The organism is Sphingomonas bacterium (assembly GCF_903643065.1).
Classification (GTDB): Bacteria; Pseudomonadota; Alphaproteobacteria; order Sphingomonadales; family Sphingomonadaceae; genus Sphingomonas.
Map to the genome: position 1 here is coordinate 1 of NZ_CAHJWX010000250.1, position 4,300 is coordinate 4,300.

Below are 4,300 nucleotides of genomic sequence, written 5' to 3' on the forward strand. Positions count from 1 at the left end.
CAGCCGCGCGCGCGCCGCCAGCACGTTGGCCGCCGCGACGCGCAGGTCGCGGTTGTTGGCGAGCACGCGATCGATCACCTGCCGCAGCCGCGGATCGGTGAAGAAATCGCGCCAGCCGATCGCGGACACGTCCGGCGCGTCGGTCGCGGCGGCCGGGTAGATGCCGCCTTGGGGCAACGCCGGGGGCACCTCGCCCGCCGGCCGGTGATAGGCGGGCGCCAGGCTGCATCCCGCGAGCAGCAGCGCCGCAAGCGGCAGGATCCTCGTCATGCCGCCTGCTCCTCTTGATGCTCGGGCTTCGCGCCGCCGCCGAACCAGCCGACCACGAGCACGAAGAACAAGGGCACGAAGAAGATCGCCAGCACCGTCGCGGACAGCATGCCGCCCACCACCGCGCGTCCGATCGCGTTCTGCCCGCCCGCGCCCGCGCCCGTCGCGATCGCCAGCGGGAACACGCCGAAGATGAAGGCCAGGCTGGTCATCAGAATCGGCCGCAGCCGCAGCTTCGCCGCCTCGATCGCCGCGTCGAACGGCGTCAGCCCGTCGCGGATGCGCTCCTCGGCGAACTCGACGATCAGGATGGCGTTCTTCGCCGACACGCCGATCGTGGTGATGAGGCCCACCTGGAGGTAGATGTCGTTGTTGAGCCCCGTCAGCGTCGCCGCCAGCACCGCGCCGACGATGCCGAGCGGCACCACCAGCATCACCGAGATCGGGATCGACCAGCTCTCGTACAGCGCCGCCAGGCACAGGAAGACGACGAGCAGCGAGATGCCGAACAGCGCCGGCGCCTGCCCACCCGACAGCTTTTCCTCATAGGACAGCCCCGTCCACTCCAGCGAGGTGCCGGGCGGCAGCTTGGCCTGCATCTCCTGCATCGCCGCCAGCGCGGTGCCCGACGACTGGCCGGGCGCGGGCACGCCGAGCAGCTCCAGCGCCGGCTGGCCGTTGTAGCGCGTCAGCTGCACCGGCGCCTGCGCCCAGCTGAGCGTCGTGAAGGCGGTGTAGGGCACCATCTGGCCCGCGCCCCCGCGCACGTAGAACTTGCCCAGGTCCTCCGGCCGCTGCCGGAACGGCGCGTCCGCCTGGACATAGACGCGTTTGACCCGGCCGCGATCGATGAAGTCGTTGATGTACTGGCCGCCCCAGGCGCCGGAGATCACCTGGTTGACCTGCGCCAGATCGAGCCCCAGCGCGCGCGCCTTGTCCTGATCGACCACGATCTTAAGCGCCGGGGCGTCGTCCAGCGAGTTCGGGCGCACGCCGGCCACCCGCTTGTCGCCCATCGCCATGCCCATCAGCTGGTTGCGCGCGGCGACCAGCTTCTCGTGGCCGATGCCGCCCGAATCGACCAGCTGCAGGTCGAAGCCGGTCGCGTTGCCCAGCTCCTGCACCGCCGGCGGCACCACCGCGAAGATCAGCCCGTCCTTGAACTTGCCGAACACGCCCTGCGCGCGGCCGGTGATGCCGAACGCGCGGTTGTCCTTGCCCTTGCGCTCCGACCAGTCCTTGAACGGCATGAAGGCGATGCCGCTGTTCTGCCCGACGCCGCCGAAGGAGAAGCCGTTGACCGTGTAGACGCCGGTCACGTTCGCCGCCTCGGCGCGCGTGAAGTGATCGCGGACCAAATCGAGCGCCTGTTGCGTGCGCGCCGCCGTCGCGCCGGCGGGCTCCTGCACCACCGCGATCGCGAAGCCCTCGTCCTCGTCGGGGAGGAAGCCGGTCGGCAGGTTGATGAACATCACCGCCATCAGCGCAACGATGACCGCATAGACCGCCAGCGACGGCCAGCGCCACTTCGCCACCCCGCGCACGCCGCGTTCATAGCCCGTGCGCCCCCGATCGAACCATTTGTTGAACCAGCGGAAGAAGCGCGCGAGCGGGCCATGGCCCTCATGCTTGTTCGGATCGTGCGGCTTGAGCAGCGTGGCGGCGAGCGCCGGCGTGAGCACCAGCGCGACGATGATCGACAGGATCATCGCCGAGACGATGGTGATCGAGAACTGGCGATAGATGACGCCGGTCGAGCCGCCGAAGAACGCCATCGGCAGGAACACCGCCGTCAGCACCAGCGCGATGCCGATCAGCGCGCCGGTGATCTCGTCCATCGATTTGCGCGCCGCCTCGCGCGGCGTCAGCCCTTGCGTGGTGATCAGCCGCTCGACGTTCTCCACCACCACGATCGCGTCGTCGACCAGCAGCCCGATCGCCAGCACCATGCCGAACAGCGTCAGCGTGTTGATCGAATAGCCCGCGGCCGCGAGCACCGCGAAGGTGCCCAGCAACACCACGGGCACGGCGATCGTCGGGATCAGCGTGGCGCGGATGTTCTGAAGGAACAGGAACATGACCAGGAAGACGAGCACGATCGCCTCGACCAGCGTCTCGATCACTTGGCGCACCGACAGCCGCACGAACGGCGTCGTGTCATACGGGTAGACGACCTTGACGTCGGGCGGGAAGCCGCGCGCAATCTCCGCTACGCGCCCCTTGATCGCGTCCACCGTGGCAAGCGCGTTGGCGCCGGGCGCGAGCTTGATGCCGATGCCCGACGCCGGGTGCCCGTTCCATTCGGTGGAATAGCTGTAGTTCTCCGCGCCGATCTCCACCCGCGCGACATCGCCCAGCCGCACCACCGAGCCGTCGGTGTTGCTCTTGAGCCGGATCGCCGCGAACTCCTCGGGCCGCGACAGCCGCGACTGGACGGAGACGGTGGCGTTGAGCATCTGTTCCTTGGGCGACGGCAGCGCGCCGATCTGGCCGGCGGACACCTGCGCGTTCTGCGCCTGGACGGCCGTCGTGACGTCCGGCAGCGTCAGCTGATAGGAGGCGAGCTTGAGCGGATCGATCCAGATCCGCATGGCATAGGCCGCGCCGAACACCTGCGTGTCGCCGACGCCGCTGACGCGCGCCAGCGGGTCCTGCACCTTGGAGGCGAGCATGTCGGCCAGGTCGATGCCGTCGTGCTGGCCGTTCTGCGAATACAGGCCGACGAACAGCAGGAAGTTGAGCGCGCCCTTGGACACCACCACGCCCTGCCGCTGTACCTCCTGCGGCAACAGCGGCGTCGCCGACTGGAGCTTGTTCTGCACCTGCACCTGCGCGGTGTCGGGATTGGTCCCCTGTTCGAAGGTGACGGTGATCGTCGCTGTCCCCGCCGCGCTGGACGAGGCGGCGAAATAGCGCAGGTGGTCGACGCCCTTGAGCTGCTGCTCGATGATCTGGGTGGTGGTGCGCTCCAGCGTCTCCGCGTCCGCGCCGGGATAGGTGGCGGTGATCGTCACCACCGGCGGCGCGATCGGCGGGAATTGCGAGATCGGCAGCGAGCGCAGCGCGAGCAGCCCCACCAGCATCACCATGGCGGCGAGCACCCAGGCGAAGATCGGCCGTTCGATGAAGAAGCGTGACATGACGGTCCTATTTCGCGGCAGGCGCGGGCGCGGGCTTCGCGCCCAGCGGCGTCGGCGCGACCGCCCCGCCGGGGCGCAGCAGCATGCCGCCCTCGACGATCACGCGATCGCCCGGCTTCAGCCCACCGGTGACGATCCAGTTGTCGCCCTGCGTCCGGCTCGTGGTGATGACGCGCGGCTCCGCCTTGTCGCCGGCGCCCACCACCATGGCGGTGGGATGGCCGCGATCGTCGCGGCCGACCGCGCGCTGCGGCACCAGCAGCGCCTGGCTCTGCATGCCTTGCGGCAGCACCGCGCGCACGAACATGCCCGGCAGCAGCAGCCCCGCCTTGTTGGGCGCCACCGCCCGGATCGTCTGCGTCCCCGTGGTCGGGTCCACCGTCACGTCCGCGAAGCGCAGCGTCGCGCCGCCTGCATAGTCGGTCCCGGTCTCCAGCAGCAGCTGGACGTGCGTCGAGCCACCACTCTTCACCTCGCCGCCCAGCATCTGCTGGCGCAGGCGAAGCAGGTCGGCCGACGGCTGCTGGATATCGACATAGATCGGGTCCAGCCGCTGGATCGTCACCAGCGGCTGCGTCTGCGCCGCCGTCACCAGCGCGCCGGCGGTGAAGGTGGAGCGGCCGATCCGGCCGGTGATCGGCGCCCGGATCGTGGTGCGCGCGAGATCGATCTGCGCCGATCGCAGCGCCGCCTGCTGCGCTGCGACGTCGGCGCGCGCCTGCGCCGCGCCCGTCTGCGCATTCTCGACGTCCTGCTTGGCGATCGCGTTGATCTTGACCAGCTCGCCATAACGCCGCGCCAGCGCCGCGGTCGAGGCGATCGACGCGCGCGATCGCGACAGCGCCGCACGGGCACTCGCCACCCGCGCCTGATAGGGCGCCGGATCGATG

Annotated in this window: 2 protein-coding genes and 1 pseudogene; all 3 read right to left on the reverse strand. The window is 69.9% G+C overall.

The window, feature by feature from the left end; genetic code table 11:
- Positions 1 to 270, reverse strand: a pseudogene (locus HUU95_RS09605) (transporter); the annotation flags it as partial.
- Complete coding sequence (locus HUU95_RS09610) at positions 267 to 3,410, reverse strand: efflux RND transporter permease subunit (protein WP_174279912.1); 3,144 nt, start codon at positions 3,408 to 3,410, stop codon at positions 267 to 269. The pseudogene HUU95_RS09605 and the gene HUU95_RS09610, both read right to left, overlap by 4 nt.
- A 7-nt stretch (positions 3,411 to 3,417) precedes the next feature.
- A partial coding sequence (locus tag HUU95_RS09615) for an efflux RND transporter periplasmic adaptor subunit (RefSeq protein WP_174279913.1) occupies positions 3,418 to 4,300 on the reverse strand: 883 nt, incomplete at its 5' end.